The 1881-nt window shown below is 40.6% G+C and carries 2 protein-coding genes and 1 pseudogene; 1 reads left to right on the forward strand and 2 read right to left on the reverse strand.

Translation table 11 applies throughout. The annotated features are described in order from the left end of the window. Nucleotides 1–177, forward strand: a pseudogene (locus V512_RS14720) (IS1634 family transposase); the annotation flags it as partial. A gap of 44 nt (nucleotides 178–221) precedes the next feature. Here V512_RS14720 and V512_RS14445 read toward each other — a convergent pair. Both V512_RS14445 and V512_RS15040 read right to left on the reverse strand, forming a co-directional pair. Beyond that, nucleotides 222–1352 carry an ISL3 family transposase gene (locus V512_RS14445; RefSeq protein WP_108702529.1) on the reverse strand — a complete coding sequence of 377 codons (1131 nt, stop codon included), beginning with the start codon at nucleotides 1350–1352 and terminating at the stop codon, nucleotides 222–224. Further along, complete coding sequence (locus V512_RS15040) at nucleotides 1345–1782, reverse strand: transposase family protein (RefSeq protein WP_099830067.1); 438 nt, start codon at nucleotides 1780–1782, stop codon at nucleotides 1345–1347. The genes V512_RS14445 and V512_RS15040 overlap by 8 nt, the downstream gene beginning before the upstream one ends. Nucleotides 1783–1881: the final 99 nt, after the last annotated feature.

Here is a 1881-nt window from a genome sequence, read left to right on the forward strand (position 1 = left end):
CAGACAAGTGAGAAGAAGGTTGATTCAAGAACGATCCTATCCAAGCATCATGATTTATGGAAGATAGAAGAATCCTTTAGGATAATGAAGAGCAATCTTGAAGTGAGACCGATGTTCCACTGGACACCAAGAAGGATAAAGGGTCATTTCGTTGTTTGTTTCCTTGCATTCTTGGTGTGTTTGCTGCAGAATATAAGTGGCTCTTCCTCAGATTATATGAATTAACTCATGATCACCTTCAATCGCAATAGTTCAAATGAACATCTCCCGTACATTATCCGCTTAATCACCTTAAGCTTGTTTATGACGCCTTCTATGACTCCATTGCTGAACTCAGTCCTGATCGCATTCTTAACTGCCTCAATGTCTCTTTCTATTCCCCTGGCAAAGGTTGTTAGCTCACGGATATTGAACTTTTTTACTTTTTCCAACCAGATTTCGAGCCTTGAATCATCTTTAATTCTAAATATGTCTCTGAAGTCGTTAACTGCCGAGCAGAGGTTTTGAAGGTTCTTGTTTGTCTTGAGATACTCTTCTATCTTCTCTTGATCTTCCACTTTGAACCTTGAGATATCATTGTGTAGAAATGAGATCAACAGTCCTCTTCTAAGAATCTTTTCGGGAGAAGTCTTTCTGTGCCTTCTTCCCAAACCTTCGTTGTATTCAGCCAAGAATGCGTTCAAATTCCTGTATGAACCTTTATATCCTTCTTTAACGATGACTCTGAATATGCTGGCTATTGTCTTTCTTTCATGATTAAGAGTGATTATAGTTTCTTTGTATGGGTCGAGTATGCTTCTTCTTTCTCTTGAGGCGCTCAGCATCCTTCCCTGATGCTTAACGTATTTTTTTGCTGTCCGGCAATCTATCTTCAGTTCTCTGGAAATGGCACTTACTGAGTATCCCTTCAGGTACATTTCTTTGACAGTCCCAACAAGCTCATTCTTCGCTTCTTCTGTTTCTCTACGTTTGATTTCGGCCTTGGTAAGTTTTCTCACTGTTTGATTTTCGCCAACTACTTCTTTCAGCTTTATTCTGGGAGGTATTGTGCGCCTAATATACTCGCTTGCTCCATCCATAAGGTTCTTAACCAGATGAAAACGATCACTTACCTGTAGTGCCCCGGGCAAAGCTTCTGCTACAGCCTTCGCATATCCTATTGACCCATCTCTTGATACCACTTCTATTTCGGGATATCCTCTCAACCACTCTGTAACTTCGCCAGTATCCCTTGATGGAATCATATCTACAACCTTCGAGGTCTCATAGTCCACCATTACTGTGCCATATGTGTGGCCCTTCCTGGTCGCAAAATCATCTATGCAGACTGTTTTGAGAAGCGTTCTATTTATAACCTGTTTTTTTTAACATCCTCAGAATCGTGTCGTCGGATATTTCGGTAAGTCCATTACTAACTATTCCCTCAGCTTTCAGGGCACTCATGTTTGCCGCCAGCTCGATTATTCTTTCATTCAATCTCTTTGTTCTTCTCCCGTAATCGTCAACAAAACTGAATCTCTCTGCGAATTTCGATTTCTCACACTCTGTATTCTTGCAGAAGAATACCCTCCTTTGAAGTACTATTGTCAACTGTCTACTCTGAACAGGTAGATCGGAAAATGCTTTCAGATAAATCGTGTGAACACTCTTTGACTTCGCACCACAATATGGACATACTGCTTCTTCTCGTCCCATCTTTGCATGTAGTTCTATTCTGTCTTCATACACTCGAGACTCAATCAATACAAGATCCCGGTCCAGTGACCTAAGTAATTCTTCCAATTCCCTCATCCGCTTTCGATAATAAAATAAGTGACTTACTCAATTCTACGCATTCTTTCACTCTTTTCCTACTTATTGGTGCAAAGAGAGCTTGAGTTC

Origin of the sequence: Mesotoga sp. Brook.08.105.5.1 (assembly GCF_002752635.1) — a bacterium.
In the GTDB taxonomy this organism is placed as follows: domain Bacteria; phylum Thermotogota; class Thermotogae; order Petrotogales; family Kosmotogaceae; genus Mesotoga.